This is a genomic window from Myroides odoratus (assembly GCF_001549985.1).
Classification (GTDB): domain Bacteria; phylum Bacteroidota; class Bacteroidia; order Flavobacteriales; family Flavobacteriaceae; genus Flavobacterium; species Flavobacterium odoratum_A.
The window spans coordinates 233,364-251,570 of record NZ_LROZ01000002.1; the positions used below are offsets into that span (position 1 = coordinate 233,364).

Consider the following 18,207-nt stretch of genomic DNA (forward strand, 5'->3'; position numbering starts at 1 on the left):
TGATTTAGCATTATTTAACAGCTTTATTCTTCTTCCTTTTTAATTTCCCTCAATTCCCTCTCCTACTTTTAAAAATCGTATTTTTATCTCGCAAAAGAAGATTCTCATGAAAGGAGCCATTTTATATGAACTAGGTCAAGTACCTAAATTTGGAGAGATAATAGAGCCTGTCGTACAAGAAGAAGGCCAACACCTACTACGCGTTACAGCCGCTGCAGTAAAGAATTTAGACAAAGCACGAGCAAGTGGTAAACACTATGCGAGCTATGTAGATTTACCCGCAGTTGTGGGCAATGACGGGGTTGGTTATTTAGAAAATGGAACAAAAGTGTACGGACAAGGAATTACTGGTATGATTGCTGAAAAAGCGATTATTTCTGGAAACTATACTCCTGTGCCTCAAAACTTAGACGATGCAAAAGCAGCCGCTTTACCGAATGCTATTTTAGGTTCTGCGATGCCTTTAATTATACGCGCTAGATTACAAGAAGGTCAAAATGTATTGTTCAACGGAGCTACTGGAGTAACCGGACAAGTTGGGGTACAAATTGCCAAACACTATGGGGCGAAAGAAATCATTGTTACCGGTCGGAATCAGGCAGTATTAGAGCAACTAAAAGCCTATGGTGCAACCCAGACCCTTGTTTTACCAGAAAATGAGGAAGAACTAACTGCACAAATACAAGCCATTCACCAGCAGACTCCTATTGATGTTGTGATTGATTATCTATGGGGCAAACCCTTTCAAGCCATTTTAAATGCCTTCAAAGGCAATGACATCCATCATTTAGCGTCAACCGTTAAGATTGTCACAGCTGGTGATATGGCAGGAAAAGAAATTCAATTGACCTCTGCGATTCTACGCAGCACAGATATTCAATTGATGGGATCTGGTTTTGGGAGTTTGACCAAAGAGGAACTCATTGTTTTCAACAAAGTTATTTTACCTGAGATGTTTTTATTAGCCGCACAAGGAAAATTGCACATCCAGACGGAAGTACATCCCTTAGAAATGATTGAACAAGTATGGAACAAACCAATGGATCGCGGAACTCGATTAGTCATTCGCATCTAAGCTTTTTTGCTTTTTGTTTTTGATGGTACTTTTTCATTCAAACTCATTACTTTTGTTCGCTAATTCAACAACACAATGAAAACCTTTTTAGAAAATTACTTTCAGTTAAGTAAACACAACACTAGCATCAAAAAAGAAATGATGGCTGGAGTGATTACGTTCTTAACGATGTCTTATATTTTAGTTGTTAATCCCAATATTCTTGCAGATGCAGGAATGGACAAACAAGCCGTATTCATGGCAACAGCACTTGCTACGGTATGCGCAACACTATTGATGGGATTTATGGCAAAATTGCCTATTGCACAAGCTCCAGGTATGGGATTGAATAGCTTTTTTGCTTACACAGTAGTACTGACGATGGGCTATAGCTGGGAATTTGCCTTAACGGGGGTATTTTTAGCGGGTTTAATTTTCCTTTTACTCACGATTTTCAATATTCGAGAACTTATTGTCAACAATATACCCAAAGTGCTAAAAGAAGCTATTCCTGTTGGAATTGGGCTTTTTATTACCTTAATTGGTCTAAAAAGTGCCGGTATTGTGGTTAGCAATCCCAATACACTTGTAACCTTAGGTGATTTCAGCCAACACAGTGTTTGGATTGCTTTAGCTGGACTTTTAATCACAGGGATTTTGTTAATTAAAAATGTCAATGGTTCCATTCTCATTGGAATTGTTGTAGCTACTTTATTCGGCATCCTATTAGGTGATGTTCATCTTCCAACACGTTTAATTACGGCTCCTCCATCTATGGAGCCTACTTTTGGAAAAGCAATAGCCTTCTTATTTTCTCCTGAATCAGCTTCTAGTGTATTCTCAATTGATATGGTTATTGTGGTTTTTACCTTTTTATTTGTCAACCTATTCGACACAATTGGAACGTTGATCGGCGTTGTTTCCAAAACGGGAATCGCAGATGAAAATGGCAATTTTCCACAAATGAAAAAAGCGTTACTAACCGATGCTATAGGAACGACCTTTGGTGCCGTTTTAGGAACAAGTTCTGTTACTTCGTATGTAGAAAGTGCATCGGGAGTTGCCTCAGGTGGACGAACAGGATTAACTGCCGTTAGTGTGGCTTGTATGTTTGCCTTGTCTATTTTTCTTGCGCCTTTGTTTTTAATTATTCCCGCTGCTGCAACAGCACCAGCTTTAGTTATTGTGGGTTTATTTATGATTAGCTCTGTAGTCCATATTAATTTTTCTGATTTTTCAGAAGCGCTACCAGCTTTCATCACCATTGTTTTTATGCCCTTTACCTATAGTATTGCAGAAGGAATTGTATTTGGTATGTTGAGTTTTACTCTTTTCAAAGTAGGAACTCGACAACACAGAGATGTCAGTCCGACACTTTGTATTTTATCCCTATTATTTTTAGTCAAAATAATCTTAGATGCCCTATAAAAAAATAAGCCCTACAACAAAATTGTAGGGCTTATTTTTTATACTTATTTTATTTTTTCGGCTGCTAATCGTGCTAAGTTTGATTTTTTATCTGTTTCTGAAAGGTTATCATACACCGTTTTCAGTTGAGAAACATCCTCTTTACTAGTAAAATATAAATAGTAGAGCGCAGTTAAAGACGTTTGATGTTGATTTAAATAATTAGAAATAAACAACTGTTCATCTTCTTGTAATTTTTTAAATCCTTGTAACACTTGTTGCATTTTAGCCTCATCCTTTTGTTGTAAGGCTTCCATATACACTTGTTGCTGTTGTCCCTGATATGTAAGGATATTGTATTTATACAAGCTCAAATTTCGTTCAAATTCACTTAACGTTTCATTATTAGGCGTTCCTTTTAATGCAAAGGAAGTGAAATTATCTTGATCAATGGTAACTTGCGTTTTTCCGCTTTCAATAAACAAAGGAATTCTTCCCTTTTGATCGCGAAAAGATAAAAAACCTAAGGTTGGTTGTTCTACTTTACCTACAAACTTAAACCTTTCATTCTGTACCACAATAGAATCTAGCTTAATTAATTCGTTTGCGTTAGTTTCCGTGACTTTATTCAAATAAATCACTTCTCCATCAGGTACATGAGCCAAGGTTCCTTCTATTTCGAATTGCGTATTCGAATTACAAGCAGTAAGTACTACCGCTATTCCAAGCAATAACACTTGTATATGTTTTTTCATAGCATTTAATTTAATGCACAAAATTAACCTTATTTAACTAGAATTACAAAGATAAAAAAGCCATAAACAGCATTATCCATCCTGCAACTAATGCCAATCCTCCTATAGGTGTAATAGGCCCTAGTATTTTTATTTTTTTTCCAAAGGTTGCGCTTAATACAAGTCCATAAATACTAAAAGAAAATAGAATCACTCCAATGATAATAAGATTCGTTGCGTAATAAGTGTATTCGCGTTGAGGCAGTATACCGATAACCAAAAGCAAAATAGCATGATACATTTGATATCTCACTCCTGTTTCATAGCTTTCCAATCGCTCGGTATCCATGTATTTTTTTAACGCATGTGCGCCAAAAGCACCAAATATAATAGCTAAAGCACCAAAAATACTTCCTGCATAAAGTGCTGTTGTATTTGTAATATCCATTGTATTTAATTTTCTATCATTTAATTCAAAGTCAGCTGCCCTAAAATTTCTTCGGACATAAAAGGTCCACCTGGATAACGCGCAGTATAATCTAAATTCAACCAGATTTGTCCGCGTTCATCGACGTGATAATGTACTTCCTTCCCTTTACTCTCTTCCACAAAAAGCACCTCTTTAATCAAGAAGATAACCTTTTCCAGATGCGCTTTATTTTCAATCAGCATTTCTGGATACATGTGCTCTTTGGTGTGTATCAAGCGCGGTGTTCCACCAATTGAACGTACCAAGGCGGCCATTAGAATAGAATAGTCATCACAATCTCCTGAAAAGTGAATCAACGATTCCGAAGCAGTTGCAATATATTCTCTTCCTTTGGGGTCATTGACGTAATTCCAACGCGTACGCACTTCTTTAAAAATGGCTAAACACTGGATGATTTGTCTGTACTCTCCATATCCCTGTACTTTAGAGAAGTTCTTTGTTGTAGCTAATAAAGCAAAGTTGCGAACTTTGGGATTATCATACTCAATCGCCTTAATCACTTTGGATTTATTGGGAAAAGGCAGAAGTTTAGATATAATTAAATCCTGTGGATTTTGCGTACTTGCCATAGCGTAAATCATCACGCGATAATCATCAAAAATAGATTCCAAATCATAATCCTCATGTGAAGTACCGATGAAAAAGATTCCCAAATAGGCCAAGATACAGATAAACAAAATGGATTTTAATTTGTACAGAATAAACTGAAAAACCGCTAATATTACGATGCAAAGTAAAATACGATCCAAATGATACGGCCATTCTGGATCGATTATATTTTGATGCACAATAATAAAAATCGGAACTGTCAAGAGTACATTCAATATAAAAATTATGATATAGTCCCATGGAGAAGGAATTCTCAGGTACTCATACCATTTCTTTTTCTTTTTAATAATTTGTACTTCTTGATTGTTCATCTGTAAATCAGAAAAAATTACATTTTAATATCTTCGTATTGCTTGGGTGTATCGATCAATTGAAGATCGACTAATTGCTGTTGTATTTTATTGTAATTTGCCTTAGATAATTGCCTTTGCGACCAACGTGTTAAAGACAACCAATCTTTAATATCCTCTACTTTTTGGTTGTAGCGTGCTGCTAATGTTCGATCAATACTCGGAATAAACTTAAATTCTGAGGTTGTAGCATTGATGACCTCCAGTATATTATCGACTAAAGCGCGGTTATTTTGAACAAACTCACGACGACCGACCAAAACAAAAGAAGGCCACGGTGTTGGGCATTCTCCAATTCTTCTGAATATTTTTTGATCGACTAAAGGTTGTGTCATAAAGCGCTCCCACATAAAATAATCTGCTTCTTTATTTTGCAAGGCTACGACTGCTTTATCCAAAGTATCCACAAGCACAAATTCCAGTTGGTCTAAATTCCAATTCATCTGTTTGGCATGTACAATAGCCATCAAATGAGAGCCTGACCCTAATCGGCTAATGGCGATTCGTTTGTGCTCTAAATCTGCAAGAGATTGAAAAGGTGAATCAGCAGCTACATGAATCCCCCATAACAAAGGAGAGGCTACGTATTCTTGTATAATTGAAGTTGCATTACCAGCAGTTATATCTTTGATAATTCCCTCGGATAAAATGATAGCTAAATCGGTTTCCTCTTGGCGTAACATCTGACACATTCTACCGGTTCCTTCTGGAATGTCTGTCCATTGTAAATCAATTCCAATTGCATTAAACTCTCCATTTTCCAAGCACAAATGCCAAGGTAAATTAAAGTGTTCTGGTACTCCAACAATTCTAACTTCTTTCATTTTTATACGTCCTATACATTTTACTGCTAAGATAATAAAAAGTACGTCTTAAAGATTGGGAAATCGCGTAGAAGAAAAAAAAATCTCTACAACTAGTGTAGAGATTTTAATGGCTATGGTTTCATAGAACCTGTTTGTTTTAGACGTGTATGAAATTTGAACGCCTCTTCCAAAATATGAGGGGTATGCCCACCTAATTCTTTCGCTCGTTCAAAGTAATCTCTTATTTCTTCTTTGTAATCTGGGTGTACACAATTTTCAATAATTACCTCAGCACGCTCACGAGGGGATAAACCACGTAAATCAGCTAAACCTTGATCGGTAACTAAAATATCAACATCGTGTTCTGTATGATCCACATGTGACACCATAGGCAATACGTGTGAAATCTTATTTTCCTTTGATGCCGCTTGTGTTACGAAAATACTCAAGTACGCGTTTCGCGCAAAATCACCAGATCCACCAATACCATTCATCATTTTATTTCCACTGATGTGAGTAGAGTTTACGTTTCCATAAATATCAAACTCAATCGCTGTATTGATTGCAATAATCCCCAACCTTCTAATTACCTCTGGAGCATTACTGATGTTTTGTGGACGCAACACTAATTTATCTTTGTATTGATCGAAATTGTTGATGATTTTTTCATAGCAAGCTTCTGTTACTGTAATTGACGATCCGGAGGCAAAAACCATTTTTCCAGAATCAATCAAATCAAACGTACTGTCTTGCAATACTTCTGAATACATCGTTAGGTCTTTGAATGGACCATCAATAAATCCGGTCAATACTGCATTAGCAACTTTACCAATACCTGCCTGTAAAGGCAACAAGGCTTCAGTTAGGTTTCCTTTTTTCACCTCAGCTTCAAAGAAATTCAACAAATGCGTTGAAATCGCTGTTGTTTTCACATCTGGTTCTGGTAAGATTGCAGGCGTGTCTTCAATACTTGAAAAAACAACTGCTACCACACGATCCGGATCTAAACGGATAAACGACTCTCCAATGCGGTCTTTTACCGTGTGAATTGGAATCATTTCTCTTCGTGGTTGTTTAATTGGCACACTATTATCGTGAATACCTTCAACGCTTAATGGAATAGCTGTATTGACTTCGATGATAATCTTTTTAGCTACACTTGCAAAATAAGCAGAATTTCCAATCGATGTTGTTGGGATTATAAAGCCTTCTTCATTAATATAAGTAGCTTCAATAATTGCAATTTCGACTTGTGGAATATGTTTTTCTTGTAATTGTTCAATTGTTTCGCTTAAATGTTGGTCAATATATTTCACCTGACCGCTATTAATTGCATGCCTTAAATCTGAATCAGCCTGAAAGGGCATTCTTCGAATTAAAGCGTTGTTTTTTGCTAAATCGGCATCTGTTGTTTGCCCTAAAGAAGCACCCGTAATTAAGGTAATGGCTACTTTTTCATTGGCTGCTCTTTGAGCAAAAGCAGGTAACACAGATTTGCTATCTCCTGCTTTGGTAAAACCACTAGCTCCTACAATGGCTTTATCGTGAATTAATAAGGCTGCTTTTTCTGCAGTTAGGATTCGATCTCTATATGGACCGAACTTGATTCTGTCTAAATTAGAATCTTCTGTTGTCATTTCTCAATCGTTTTGTTAGCTGCTTAAAAATAGAACTTTTTATTAATATTTAATAGGTTTTTAAAAACATCGTACGATTTATATGATTATACATTTCAATTAATATAAAAGATTAACTATATAATCTGTATTTTAAGATATTAAAATTATAATCGTAATTTAACCTTAGTATTCTTCCTAAAAACAAAAAAAGCCTCTTTTTCTCATTTCTTCATCTCTATTTTATGACCTATTTTTCTTTCTAATTTTTTAAAAAACAAGCCGAAAATCCACACATTCCAAAGCGTTTTAACACTATTTCAATTTCACTCCTTTTTAGTCCTATTCTCAAGGTATTTCCATAAAAAAAAGCAACAGCGTTTGGCTGTTGCTTTTTCTATTTGTTCAAATTTCCTCCTAGCAGAAGGAATTATTTGTCTATTTTAATAGCTCTTCAACTTTTTGGTACAATTCTTCACCATATAAATTGATCGCTAAAATCTCTCCTTTTTCATTGATTAAATAGTTTGCAGGAATAGCTTGTACACCATATTCAGCAGCAATTTCATCATTCCAGAATTGTAAGTTAGAAACTTGTCCCCAAACTAAACCATCTTTTTCGATTGCTTGCAACCATTTATCTTTGTCTTTATCTAAAGATACTCCGATGATATCCAATCCTTTTGCTTTAAATCCGTTGTATAATTTAACTACGTTTGGATTCTCAACACGACAAGGTCCACACCATGAAGCCCAAAAATCAATTAAAACTAATTTTTTTCCTTTTTTGAATTCTTCTAATGATAATTCTTTATCATCTGGTGTTTTACTTGTAAAGTTTGGAGCGATATCTCCTACTTTCAATCCTGCAGTTTCTTCTTCTGATAAATTCATCATTTTAAGCATCGAATCAATTTTCTTTCCAACTTTTGATTCTTTTAATTCTGCAGAAAATTTATCGAATTCTTTTACAAAATCAGTTTCTCCATCTTGAGAAGACATCATTTGTTGAGAAAGTAACAACAATCCGAAAGCATTATTTGCATTATCTTGTTGGTGTTTTTTATACACCTCATTGATATTGTCAATGTATCCTTTGTATTCATTTTGAAGAGCTTCAAATTTAGCGCGATCAGCCTCTTCATTCGATTGACTTAATTGCATTAAATTCATTTGATTCTCATCAATAAAAGTTCTTAATTTTGTAACCGTTGGTTTTACTTCATCTTGTAATTTTTGAAGCTTTTGGTTATTTTCACTTCCACCTAATACAGTTTCTGTTGGTTGATCTTTAGTCACTGAAATTGTAATATGTCCTGGTTCTCCGATGAAAAACACATTGTTTTGCATTTCTCCACCTAACACCATATAAGCTTCTTCAAACTCAGTAAATGGATTTTCAAAAACTAATTTATTGTCTTTTATAGTTCCTGTGTAAACAACAGTTGGAGAAGGATTACCCAATTCTGAAGTCATGATTTCTACTTTTGTATCATTGGCAACATCTTTCGTAGTAATCTCAATTGTATTATCTTGCTTACATGAAAACATTCCTAATGCTAGCAAAACAACTGCTAATTTTTTCATATTAATGATTTATAATTTTACGTCTTTGTAAAAGTATTAATAAAATCAAGATATCAAAAAGAAGTTGCGTTAATAAATTAGTTAATATTCCCTCTGAATCAAGAATAGTTGAATTTTCGTTGTTTATTTCAACAAAAAAACAAATCGTTTAACTAAGCCAAAGCTTAAAATCATTAACTTTTTCCCTACTTACAATTAATTCTTCCTCAAAATCAACCTGTAAGCTCAATTTTAAACGAGAATTACTATAAGCTGTAATTTCCTTAATGGCGTCCACAGCAACAATGTGTTTACGACTTATGCGAAAAAACTGTTCTACTTCAATGGTTTTTTCAATTTCATCGAGGGAATGATCTAAGATATAATCTCTACCTTCTTTTGTTTTGAGGTAGGTTATTTTATTTGTGCTGAAAAAACAAGCCACCTCTCCAATCGGGACAATCTTTAATTGCGTGCCAATTTTAATTAAAAACCGTTCTTTATTTTCTTTCGGTGTTGTGGATAGAAAAGATTTAAAGAGATTCAATTGTTCTGTAAAAGCGAAGAAAGACGCGCGTTGATCATTGAATTTATCAATGGCTCCTTTCAAATCTGCATCACTAATTGGCTTTAATAGGTAATCAATGCTGTTCAGCTTAAAAGCACGCAAAGCATAAGCATCATAGGCTGTTGTAAAAACAATCGCACTTTTAACGGTCACTTGATCAAATATTTCAAATGACAAACCATCTGATAGTTGGATATCTAAAAAGATTAAATCTGGCTCTTCATTTTGCTGAAACCATTGAATTGCATCTTCCACGCTAGTTATCATTTCCAATACTTGATACCCTAATTTTTCTATTTTGCGTTCCAACAAGCGTGCAGCTGGTTTTTCATCCTCAATAATGACTATGCGAAGTGATTTCATCTTTTATTTTCAATTGATATTCGTATGTATTTTTCAACCGTTCAAATTCTTTGCGTTCTAAGCGATCTTGCCATTGCGACAAAAGCGGTATTCGCTCTGCATAGTAAAAAACAAACTGCACTATCAGAAGCACCAACCAACACAAAGGTAATTCATAAAACATTCGCTCTGAACTTTTATATGTAGGAGTATGAATTCCGATTACCACCTGATCAAATCCCACAAGCTGCTGGTAAAGCATAACACCTGTGAATAGTAACCATACAAAAACTTGAATAGAAAGACCGTACAAATACCCTACTCTTTTGCGCTTATAATTCTGATATTTTTGTTCTACTTCTTTGGTATAAAAATCCATTTTCTCTTTATTTCCAATTATTGGTACGTTTATTTTGCTGATCCATGTATTCACGGATTTTTCGGTCTTCCCAATCTTTTCCTAAGAAAAAGTGATAGTTATACGTTTTCATCCAATCGGCTACTAGCCCAATTCCCCAGGAAAGCACAACGATTAAACTCCACATAAATCTGGCATCAGTCATCAAGTTCAATACAATTAAAAAGGTATTCACCATAATATACATGGTAAGGTGAGCATAGAACTTCTTCATTTTCTCCACGTTTTTCTTTGCTTGAATCAATATTTCTTGTTCATTTTCTTGTACATCAATAATTCTCATAGGTTCAATAAGTTTAGTTAATATCGGAATTCGTATTGTAAATGTTGTTTCTGTTTGGTCAATTTTGATTGGTTTATTCGTCAATAAGGCATAGCGATCGGCGATATTGGTTAGCCCAATTCCCTTTCTATCCTCATTGACTTGGCGCAAATTCAAGTTATTTTCTACAACTAAATAGCCATTCTCTTGTTTGATCACAATATGCAAAGGTTTTGTAGAAGTTGCTTTGTTGTGTTTGATCACATTTTCTAGTAACAACTGCAAGGACAAGGGAACCACCTTGGCTCCTTCTTGCTTTATTTCTTGTTCGATTTCAAAGGTTAAACTCTCTTCAAAGCGCATTTGGAGCAATTCGATATATGTTTGAGCAAAATCCAATTCCTCTTCCAAAGGCACTAGTTCTTTGTTTTTTTGGTCTAAAATATAGCGATAGGTCTTGGATAATCCGCTCGTAAACTCTTGTGCTTTCTCGGGATTCTCTTCAATCAATGCATTGAGTACATTGAGACTATTGAATAAAAAATGAGGGTCTAATTGATTTTTTAAACTTTCAAATTGAGCTGATACACTACCTGTAATCACTTTTTGCTCGTTGATACTCATTTTTTTATCCAAAGACGTAAAATAAGTATAGTAATAAATATACACGAGAATACTAAAGAAAAAAGCAGTGCTAAAGATGGCGCTGAAACTACTAGAGTCCATGAAGTAATAGAACGTTTTATTTCCAATAAAATGGACATCAAAAATCTTCAAGGCCAGACATATCATCCAAATAAACCCAAAGTTAATTGCGGTTACAATAGCCGTGACTTTGTGTACACTATTTTCCTTGCCATCCAACGATTTTGCAAACTTCTTCCAGTAGTTCTCTTTCCAGTATTGGTTCATTAAAATAATAATGCCTACAAAAGAGACGAGATACCCTAAAAACAAGGATAAATCCATAAAACGCAACTTGAGCACTTTCGTAAACAGAATGAATACGATAAAAGCCAAGAGCACGAGTTTTACATAATTATTTTTCATTTTTTTTGCTATCCTTTTTTACTTTCTTTATAGGAGTTTCTGGTTCTTCTTTTGTTGTTGCAATACCTTGACTGTTTCCCTCTTGGTTATAAGAGGTACTAGCAGACCAACTTGTTCCCATCTGAAGGGCAAATTGTGTCAACATTACAATAATCAAAAATATAAATTTCATAGGTACTTTGGTTGGTTTGTGGTACAAAGATTACTAGATTCGGAAGCATATAAAAATAAGTTTGGACGAACTGTAGTTTTAGGAGGATGAACTGTAAAAGAGAGTAAGGTTTTGATTTCCAACTAAGAGAAACGAGTTGTTTAACTGTTAATAAAAAGACCTCAAATTATACCCAAAGACTTAATAATAGTTATAAATTTGCATTTCTAATCGGTTTAAAAAATTATGGTTTATAAATTCAGAGTTATCCTTGATACTGAGGAAGATATTTTTCGTGATATTGCTATTTTAGAAGACGATACGCTAGAAGATTTACACAATGCTATTGTGAATGCTTTTGGCTTTGACGGTATGGAAGCGGCTTCATTTTATGCGTGTGATGATAGCTGGGCTCAACAAGAGGAAGAAATTTCTCTTTTTGATATGAGTGATGATCAAGATGCAGGAAAAACAATGGGTTCTACACCTATCAATACTGTTTTAGATGAAGATCAGACCAAAATTATCTATGTGTATGATTTTCTTAATATGTGGACGTTCTTCGTTGAATTAGCTGCAATTGAGGAAGAAGAACCAGGAATATTGTATCCTGAGCTTTTATTTTCTCATGGTATTTTACCAGACGAAATTCCGACTAAATCATTTTCTGCTGGTCCAGTATCGAATGACGATATTTTTGGAGATTTTGACGATGATTATGATGAAGAAGATTACGATATGTTTGAAGGCGATGATAGCTTTACAGACTACGGAGAGGATAATTACTAATTTTTTTACATCTAAAAATAACAGATCTAAAAAAGATCTACTACATATTTAACTATTATGATCAACCTTTTTAATGCACACGTAGAAACTTTATCTATCCACAGAGTGGGAAATAAAAGTAGAAACGAAGCCATCTTTTTATCAGATGAACCTTATAGCTTAAACGATGAGATTGCTCCTTTATTAAAAGAGTACTTTTTCAAACCTTTCCGCGAGAAAGAAGAAAGTTATTTTCAATTTGTTCATGATGTTGATTTAGAATTCAACGATATGTTTAATTATGCAGCAGATTTATTTAATGCACCTTCTTCTGAAAAAGCACATGAGATCTCTCAAAAAATAACCAAACATTTATTCGAGCAATCGAATCATCCGCATATTAAAAATGGAGAAGTTTATGTTACTTATTTAACGAATACTTCAATTGACAATAATGTAGTTGATGCGATTGGAATTTTCAAAAGTGAGATTAAATCTGATTTCTTACAATTTCAAGAAAACGGTTCGAATTTAGAAATGATCTTACAACAAGGAATCAACTTGAATAAGTTAGATAAAGGTTGTATTATCTTCAATTACAAAAAAGAAGAAGGATACAAAATCTTAACTATCGATAGTAACCGCTATGATGCTCGTTACTGGTTGGAGCACTTTTTAAGTGTAGACATCTTCCAGGATGAGGCATTTATGACAAAAAAATATTTAAAATTCTGTCAAGACTTTGCTAAAGACGTTGTTTTACCTGCAGAAGATAAGAAAGAAGAAGTAATGTTCATGAACCGTTCAGTAAACTACTTTGCTAAAAATGACGAGTTTGAAGAAACAAACTTCTTAAATGAAGTAATTGACAATCCTGATTTAATTTCTGAATTTAAAAACTACAAAGTAGATAAAGGAGAAAAATACAGTATTGAAGATACAACATCATTTCCTATTGCCAATAATGCCGTATCTGATGCACGTAAAAAAATTAAAAACGTGATTAATTTAGACACGAATATTCAGATTAAACTTGATTTCATTAATCCAGAAAGTGCAGATAAATTTGTAGAAAAAGGATGGGATGAAGAAAAGCAAATGTACTACTACTTGGTATATTTCAACAAAGAACAAAAATCATAATTACAGGATATAAAAAAAACCGAGACTTTTATCTCGGTTTTTTTATGCTTTTATTTTACGATGATTTTCTCTGAAATCTTTCTCTCCTTACTTTCGTAAATCACGATATAATTTCCTGTTTTCAGTTGTGGAATACGCAATGTATTCTCTCCTTTTTCTACCGTAAAATCTTGTGTTACTTTTTGTCCTGCCATGTTGTAGAAGGCAACTATTCCTTTATCATCTTTTGTTAATACCGTTAATTCCCCGTTGGTAACTGGATTAGGATATAAACTAAATACGTCTTCTGCTAATTCAAAATCTTCTACTCCCATATTTGGACGTCTTTCACCAAAACCAACAGCATACCAAGCATCGTGTACAGCAAAATACTCTTCTGAATCTACTCCGTATAATTCTTCTGCAACCATTTTACTTTGTTCAACTGCATTAATATATTGTGCATTATTCGTTAATAGCTTGAGTGTCTCATAAGCAATTTGTTCTGCTTTTTTAATTCCAACACCAGAAACAACATAATCATCTCCCTTATCATTAACTCCAGATCCTCCTTCACTGATTAAATAATACCAATAATTAATTACGCCACTATTAGTATGTACTCCACCTGCATCAGCTGCACCAAAACCAGTACTTGCCCAATGTTCTCCTTTATAGGTATTCGGTTGTTTTCCACCTGGACGATTATTTTTAGGATCTTGCATATCTCTCATAAAAGAATATCCCCCCGATTTTATTATTCCTTTCCCCATTAACCAATCGGCATCATTCACCGCATAATGTTCAACAGAAGTTCCAAAAATATCAGCAAATCCTTCATTTAAAGCTCCTGATTCTCCTTGATACTTTAATCCATCATTCCCATTATTCGCTATAACTAGATGAGTATACTCATGAGCAGCTACATCGATTGCTACTAATGGATTAAACATAGCTGATCCACGACCAAACACCATATGACTCATTTCTCCATATGGCATAGCATATGCATTCTCAGGCATCCCCGAATTGTCATCACCATCTAAGAATACTGGATTATAATAGGCATTAAGCTTCCCTCCACGTGCGTCATAACTATCACGATTGTGGATTTCTTTATAGTAATCATAGGTATTCGCTAATCCCCAATGAATTTCATTTGCTGGATTTTTAGGAAATGTAGTTGTAGCATTGTTAAATACGGGTCCTCTTCCAAAGAAGAAATCACGTTCATCACGCATCGCACTCGCGTCATACGTTGTTATTTTTCTTTCATTGTCATATAGTTGATATCTCCCACTCACCTCAGTTAATCCCAAAGGTAAATTTGAACGATATTGACCATCACCACTACCTGGAACATTTGCATGTGCGATTAACGATACTTCATTTACCACTTCTCCATTTTCCACACTTACATACACATTTTTGCTGATTACTCTTCTAGAGGACATTTCATCAACTCTTACTTTATGAGCTAAGACAAATACACCATCTTCTTTCATAGAGGGAATAAAAACTGTTTCAACAGTAGCATCTAACTCTGGCTTTTCTGCAATTTGGTTTACTTTAAAAGCAATACTCACTGCGTCTTTACTCGTAATTGTTGGTTTTCTGTGTATATTTCCTCTTAAACTATATAGACTTTTTTTATTTTCAATATTAATAATCGTTCCATTAACTGCTGTTACTTTTCCCTTTTTGCTATGAACAATAAACATTTGTCCATCCACAGGGTATTTCCCTACATAGTGTTGGTAGGTATTGTGTACTGCACCACGAGCATCAGTATAACTATTCAGTAATTCGAATGTATTCGTATCATTTAATCCAAAGAACTCATTTGCTTTTGCTAAAAATTCTTGTTCCGTTAAATTGCTCTTTTGATTCATGCGAATTGCAAATGAACCATAAGTATTAAGGGGCTTATACGTCGGCAAATCTGTAGCATAAACTTCTACGTGATTTCCTAAATCAATTTTAGTGATGTCAGCATATCCATTTCCTACAACAAGAAAAGAAGCTAATGCTACATATAAAAGAGGGGCTTTTAGGTATTTTTTTTTCATGGGCTATTTTAACTATTTAGATTGGGTTTAAATTATTCCGAAATATACCAAAAATTACCTAACAATTACTTAACAAAACAACATCATTAAAGATTTAACACTGTTTAAACACAGTAACTTCCGTTTTTTATCGGAATTAAATATTAAATCAAATTTTTACAACACATCCTTTCAAAAACAAAAGTAAAAAAGGACAGAAGCAATTTATTTTTTAACATCTTATTTTGATTTAAAGTTTCCAAAAGTAATTTTATCTCCCTATAATTACGTTTCTATACAGAAAAACCTTTGTCATTTGAAAGTAGTACTTTACAATTCGGACTATAAAGACGATTGGAATTGCTTTTTGGAGCAAGTCAATCCGGCTAGTTTTTTGTTTCACAGAAATTTTATGGATTATCATCAGGATCGCTTTTGTGATCACTCGCTTTTATTTTATGAAGGTGGCCGTTTAATCGCTTTACTCCCTGCTCACACCAATGACACGGTCTTGTGTAGTCATTTTGGACTGAGTTATGGAGGAATTATCCACCGCGCTTCGCTGACTACAGCCACTTTTTTAGCTCTTTTAGAGCTTCTTGCTGAGCATTGTAAAGAACAGCAGTTGGAAGCTATTATTCTCAACGAAATCCCTTTTATCTATCAACATACAGTAAGCAGCCTTATGCCTTTTGTTAGCCATGCCTTACAAGCAACCCAACACGTGCAAATGCTTTCGACGATTGATTTTAAAGCCCCTCTTCCTCTTAATACCAATCGCAAGCGCATGATTCAAAAGGGAATCAAAAATGGATATTGGGTTCAAGAGGATTCTTCTGCTGTTTCTTTTTGGGAGCACATTTTAATTCCTCGCCTACAAGATCGTTATCAAGCGACTCCCGTCCATACCGTTGAAGAAATTGAATCCCTTAGGCAAGCCTTTCCTCAGTCCATAAAACAAATGAATGTATATAATATTCAAGGGGAACTCGTGGGAGGCACCACACTTTTCATTCATCCTCATGTTGTGCATTTACAGTACATTGCAGGTAATGAAGCGGATAACCACAAAGGCGCTTTAGACTTATTAATTTACATGCTCATTCAACAATACCAAAGGGATGTTCGCTATTTTGATTTAGGTAGTAGTCATTTGAATCCTAAACAGCTCAATAAAGGGCTATTGTATTGGAAAGAAAGTTTCGGTGCTCGAAGTATTCCTCAATATTGCTATACGTTTCAAGTGGAAAACCTTTTACAAGCACGCCGTGTAATCGACTGATATTCCTTATTTTTGCTGGTATAGATTTGGGTTTCATTCACACCATGACACAATCATTTAAAATACCATACAATCGTTTAATTCAGCTAGACAAAACGTCTACGACTCCTGTATATATGCAAATTGCCAATCAATTGAGCAATGCTATTCAGCGCAACATTATTCCGATTGATACAAAACTTCCTGGAAGCAGGAAATTAGCTGCACTTTTACAGGTCAACCGCAATACAATTATTGCTGCTTTTGATGAACTCATTACGCAAGGATGGCTCATGAGTCATCCCAACCAAGGGACGTTTGTTCAGCACAAAAAAAATCAGATTCAAACTAAATCCAACGCATTTCCTCCTACAACCGCTTATCCTTTTCAGGTTGACAATCGCTTAGATTTAGCAGACCATCAACACAATTGCAACTATTTTTTTACTGATGGTACACCAGATATTCGATTGGGGTTACAGGAAGAATTAGCCGCCACTTTCAGTGCTAATCTCAAGCGAAAACAACATGTTACCTATTTTGACCCGTATACAAAAAAGGCAGATTTAGCCTTTAAAAAACAGGTTGTTAACTACCTCAATGTAACGCGTAACATTCAGGCAGCACCTGCCAATGTTCTAACAACTTCTAGTCCAACAACAGCGTTATACCTTTGTGCATCTTTACTCTTACAAGTAGGAGATCAAGTAGCCATTAGCGAATATGGATATTACGGCAGTCATGTTATTTTACAACATACAGGGGCTCAGTTACATCCTATCCCTATCCGTCAGGAAGGAATTGATTTACACGCCTTAGAAAAACTATGTCAACAAAAACCTATTCGCCTCCTATACTTAACGGTCAATCACCACTATCCAACGACACAGTCCCTGGCTGTTCAACAGCGAGTAAAACTATTGCAATTGGCCCAACAGTATGATTTTATTTTACTAGAAGATGATGTTAATTTTGATTTTCACTACAACCATACCCCACCTCTTCCATTAGTAAGCAGTGATCGTAAAGGAAGGGTTATTTACCTCAGTTCGATTGGCAAAGCAATAGCTTCCGATTTCACCACAGGTTTACTCTTAGCTCCAGCAAATCTAATTCAAGAATTAGAAAAGCACAAAGCCTTATTAGAAGAGAACAAAAACTATTTTACGACGCATACCTTAACTGAATTAATTGAAGAAGGTATTTTATTTCGACACCAAGTAAAAGTCAATAAAATATATAAAGAAAGACGCGATTATTTTTGTAGTGTACTGACTCGCTTATTTGGAGATCGCATTCAATTTACTATTCCCGAAGGTGATTTAGCAGTTTGGTTAACCTTTACGTATCCTGTCAATTTGATGCGAATTCGCGCATTATGTATGCTCAACAACCTCTATATTCCGACAACCTTGTTGTATCAAAATAAAAAATTAACGGGAATTCGTTTGGGATTTGCCCATTTAAATCTGGAAGAAATAGACCATTGTTTGACTATTTTCCATCAAGCTTGTGTAGAGTAGGTTTTTGGGTTATGAGTTATGGGTTATGGGTTATGGGTTATGGGTTAAAATAAAAAAAACCG

17 protein-coding genes are annotated in these 18,207 nt (G+C 34.7%); 6 read left to right on the forward strand and 11 right to left on the reverse strand.

The genetic code is table 11. The features are described from left to right. Positions 1-106: 106 nt before the first annotated feature. Positions 107-1,075: a quinone oxidoreductase family protein gene (locus AWV75_RS04345; protein WP_060873206.1), complete on the forward strand. Its 969-nt coding sequence runs from the start codon at positions 107-109 to the stop codon at positions 1,073-1,075. Between the two features lie 75 nt (positions 1,076-1,150). Continuing rightward, the gene (locus tag AWV75_RS04350; protein WP_060873207.1) at positions 1,151-2,482 is read left to right on the forward strand and encodes an NCS2 family permease; all 1,332 of its coding nucleotides are present in this window, start codon (positions 1,151-1,153) and stop codon (positions 2,480-2,482) included. A 44-nt stretch (positions 2,483-2,526) separates the two neighbouring features. Here AWV75_RS04350 and AWV75_RS04355 read toward each other — a convergent pair whose 3' ends face one another. The 10 genes from AWV75_RS04355 to AWV75_RS04400 form a co-directional block, all read right to left on the reverse strand. Further along, positions 2,527-3,216: a DUF4369 domain-containing protein gene (locus AWV75_RS04355; protein ID WP_060873208.1), complete on the reverse strand. Its 690-nt coding sequence runs from the start codon at positions 3,214-3,216 to the stop codon at positions 2,527-2,529. A 43-nt stretch (positions 3,217-3,259) separates the two neighbouring features. Continuing rightward, positions 3,260-3,643 (reverse strand): DUF423 domain-containing protein, encoded by a 384-nt coding sequence (locus AWV75_RS04360; protein ID WP_060873209.1) that lies wholly within the window; start codon positions 3,641-3,643, stop codon positions 3,260-3,262. A gap of 20 nt (positions 3,644-3,663) precedes the next feature. After that, positions 3,664-4,605: a transglutaminase domain-containing protein gene (locus tag AWV75_RS04365; RefSeq protein ID WP_060873210.1), complete on the reverse strand. Its 942-nt coding sequence runs from the start codon at positions 4,603-4,605 to the stop codon at positions 3,664-3,666. Between the two features lie 17 nt (positions 4,606-4,622). Then, on the reverse strand, positions 4,623-5,468 hold the full coding sequence (locus AWV75_RS04370) for a substrate-binding domain-containing protein (protein WP_060873211.1): 846 nt from the start codon (positions 5,466-5,468) through the stop codon (positions 4,623-4,625). Positions 5,469-5,581: 113 nt separating this feature from the next. Then, the gene (locus AWV75_RS04375) at positions 5,582-7,087 is read right to left on the reverse strand and encodes a succinate CoA transferase (protein WP_060873212.1); all 1,506 of its coding nucleotides are present in this window, start codon (positions 7,085-7,087) and stop codon (positions 5,582-5,584) included. 417 nt (positions 7,088-7,504) lie between these two features. After that, positions 7,505-8,653, reverse strand: coding sequence for a TlpA disulfide reductase family protein (locus AWV75_RS04380; RefSeq protein WP_060873213.1), 1,149 nt, complete (start codon positions 8,651-8,653; stop codon positions 7,505-7,507). A gap of 148 nt (positions 8,654-8,801) precedes the next feature. Further along, positions 8,802-9,563 carry a LytR/AlgR family response regulator transcription factor gene (locus tag AWV75_RS04385; RefSeq protein WP_060873214.1) on the reverse strand — a complete coding sequence of 254 codons (762 nt, stop codon included), beginning with the start codon at positions 9,561-9,563 and terminating at the stop codon, positions 8,802-8,804. Beyond that, positions 9,535-9,921 carry a hypothetical protein gene (locus AWV75_RS04390; RefSeq protein ID WP_060873259.1) on the reverse strand — a complete coding sequence of 129 codons (387 nt, stop codon included), beginning with the start codon at positions 9,919-9,921 and terminating at the stop codon, positions 9,535-9,537. The genes AWV75_RS04385 and AWV75_RS04390 overlap by 29 nt, the downstream gene beginning before the upstream one ends. Positions 9,922-9,928: 7 nt before the next feature. Next, entirely contained in the window at positions 9,929-11,272 is a 1,344-nt protein-coding gene (locus tag AWV75_RS04395; RefSeq protein WP_060873215.1) for a 2TM domain-containing protein, read from the reverse strand. Next, a complete protein-coding gene (locus AWV75_RS04400; protein ID WP_231737996.1) occupies positions 11,262-11,444 on the reverse strand; it encodes a hypothetical protein in 183 nt (60 codons plus the stop codon). Before AWV75_RS04400 ends, AWV75_RS04395 begins: the two co-directional genes overlap by 11 nt. Positions 11,445-11,669: 225 nt before the next feature. Here AWV75_RS04400 and AWV75_RS04405 point away from each other — a divergent pair, with 225 nt between their 5' ends. Further along, complete coding sequence (locus tag AWV75_RS04405) at positions 11,670-12,212, forward strand: IS1096 element passenger TnpR family protein (protein ID WP_060873217.1); 543 nt, start codon at positions 11,670-11,672, stop codon at positions 12,210-12,212. A 57-nt stretch (positions 12,213-12,269) separates the two neighbouring features. Then, on the forward strand, positions 12,270-13,334 hold the full coding sequence (locus tag AWV75_RS04410; RefSeq protein ID WP_002991055.1) for a nucleoid-associated protein: 1,065 nt from the start codon (positions 12,270-12,272) through the stop codon (positions 13,332-13,334). A 50-nt stretch (positions 13,335-13,384) separates the two neighbouring features. Here the strand turns inward: AWV75_RS04410 and AWV75_RS04415 are convergent, their stop codons facing one another. Continuing rightward, positions 13,385-15,382: a M4 family metallopeptidase gene (locus tag AWV75_RS04415; RefSeq protein WP_060873218.1), complete on the reverse strand. Its 1,998-nt coding sequence runs from the start codon at positions 15,380-15,382 to the stop codon at positions 13,385-13,387. Positions 15,383-15,677: 295 nt separating this feature from the next. On the opposite strand from AWV75_RS04415, the gene AWV75_RS04420 reads away from it, so the two are divergent. Both AWV75_RS04420 and AWV75_RS04425 read left to right on the forward strand, forming a co-directional pair. Then, positions 15,678-16,643: a GNAT family N-acetyltransferase gene (locus tag AWV75_RS04420; protein WP_231737998.1), complete on the forward strand. Its 966-nt coding sequence runs from the start codon at positions 15,678-15,680 to the stop codon at positions 16,641-16,643. 44 nt (positions 16,644-16,687) lie between these two features. Beyond that, positions 16,688-18,145 carry an aminotransferase-like domain-containing protein gene (locus AWV75_RS04425; RefSeq protein WP_060873220.1) on the forward strand — a complete coding sequence of 486 codons (1,458 nt, stop codon included), beginning with the start codon at positions 16,688-16,690 and terminating at the stop codon, positions 18,143-18,145. The last annotated feature ends 62 nt before the right edge of the window (positions 18,146-18,207 follow it).

What these genes read in the sequence shown, in the direction of transcription:
- AWV75_RS04345 (WP_060873206.1), top strand. Translation starts at nt 107, where the DNA reads ATGAAAGGAGCCATTTTATATGAACTAGGTCAAGTACCTAAATTTGGA.
- AWV75_RS04350 (WP_060873207.1), top strand. Translation starts at nt 1,151, where the DNA reads ATGAAAACCTTTTTAGAAAATTACTTTCAGTTAAGTAAACACAACACT.
- AWV75_RS04355 (WP_060873208.1), bottom strand. Translation starts at nt 3,216, where the DNA reads ATGAAAAAACATATACAAGTGTTATTGCTTGGAATAGCGGTAGTACTT.
- AWV75_RS04360 (WP_060873209.1), bottom strand. Translation starts at nt 3,643, where the DNA reads ATGGATATTACAAATACAACAGCACTTTATGCAGGAAGTATTTTTGGT.
- AWV75_RS04365 (WP_060873210.1), bottom strand. Translation starts at nt 4,605, where the DNA reads ATGAACAATCAAGAAGTACAAATTATTAAAAAGAAAAAGAAATGGTAT.
- AWV75_RS04370 (WP_060873211.1), bottom strand. Translation starts at nt 5,468, where the DNA reads ATGAAAGAAGTTAGAATTGTTGGAGTACCAGAACACTTTAATTTACCT.
- AWV75_RS04375 (WP_060873212.1), bottom strand. Translation starts at nt 7,087, where the DNA reads ATGACAACAGAAGATTCTAATTTAGACAGAATCAAGTTCGGTCCATAT.
- AWV75_RS04380 (WP_060873213.1), bottom strand. Translation starts at nt 8,653, where the DNA reads ATGAAAAAATTAGCAGTTGTTTTGCTAGCATTAGGAATGTTTTCATGT.
- AWV75_RS04385 (WP_060873214.1), bottom strand. Translation starts at nt 9,563, where the DNA reads ATGAAATCACTTCGCATAGTCATTATTGAGGATGAAAAACCAGCTGCA.
- AWV75_RS04390 (WP_060873259.1), bottom strand. Translation starts at nt 9,921, where the DNA reads ATGGATTTTTATACCAAAGAAGTAGAACAAAAATATCAGAATTATAAG.
- AWV75_RS04395 (WP_060873215.1), bottom strand. Translation starts at nt 11,272, where the DNA reads ATGAAAAATAATTATGTAAAACTCGTGCTCTTGGCTTTTATCGTATTC.
- AWV75_RS04400 (WP_231737996.1), bottom strand. Translation starts at nt 11,444, where the DNA reads ATGAAATTTATATTTTTGATTATTGTAATGTTGACACAATTTGCCCTT.
- AWV75_RS04405 (WP_060873217.1), top strand. Translation starts at nt 11,670, where the DNA reads ATGGTTTATAAATTCAGAGTTATCCTTGATACTGAGGAAGATATTTTT.
- AWV75_RS04410 (WP_002991055.1), top strand. Translation starts at nt 12,270, where the DNA reads ATGATCAACCTTTTTAATGCACACGTAGAAACTTTATCTATCCACAGA.
- AWV75_RS04415 (WP_060873218.1), bottom strand. Translation starts at nt 15,382, where the DNA reads ATGAAAAAAAAATACCTAAAAGCCCCTCTTTTATATGTAGCATTAGCT.
- AWV75_RS04425 (WP_060873220.1), top strand. Translation starts at nt 16,688, where the DNA reads ATGACACAATCATTTAAAATACCATACAATCGTTTAATTCAGCTAGAC.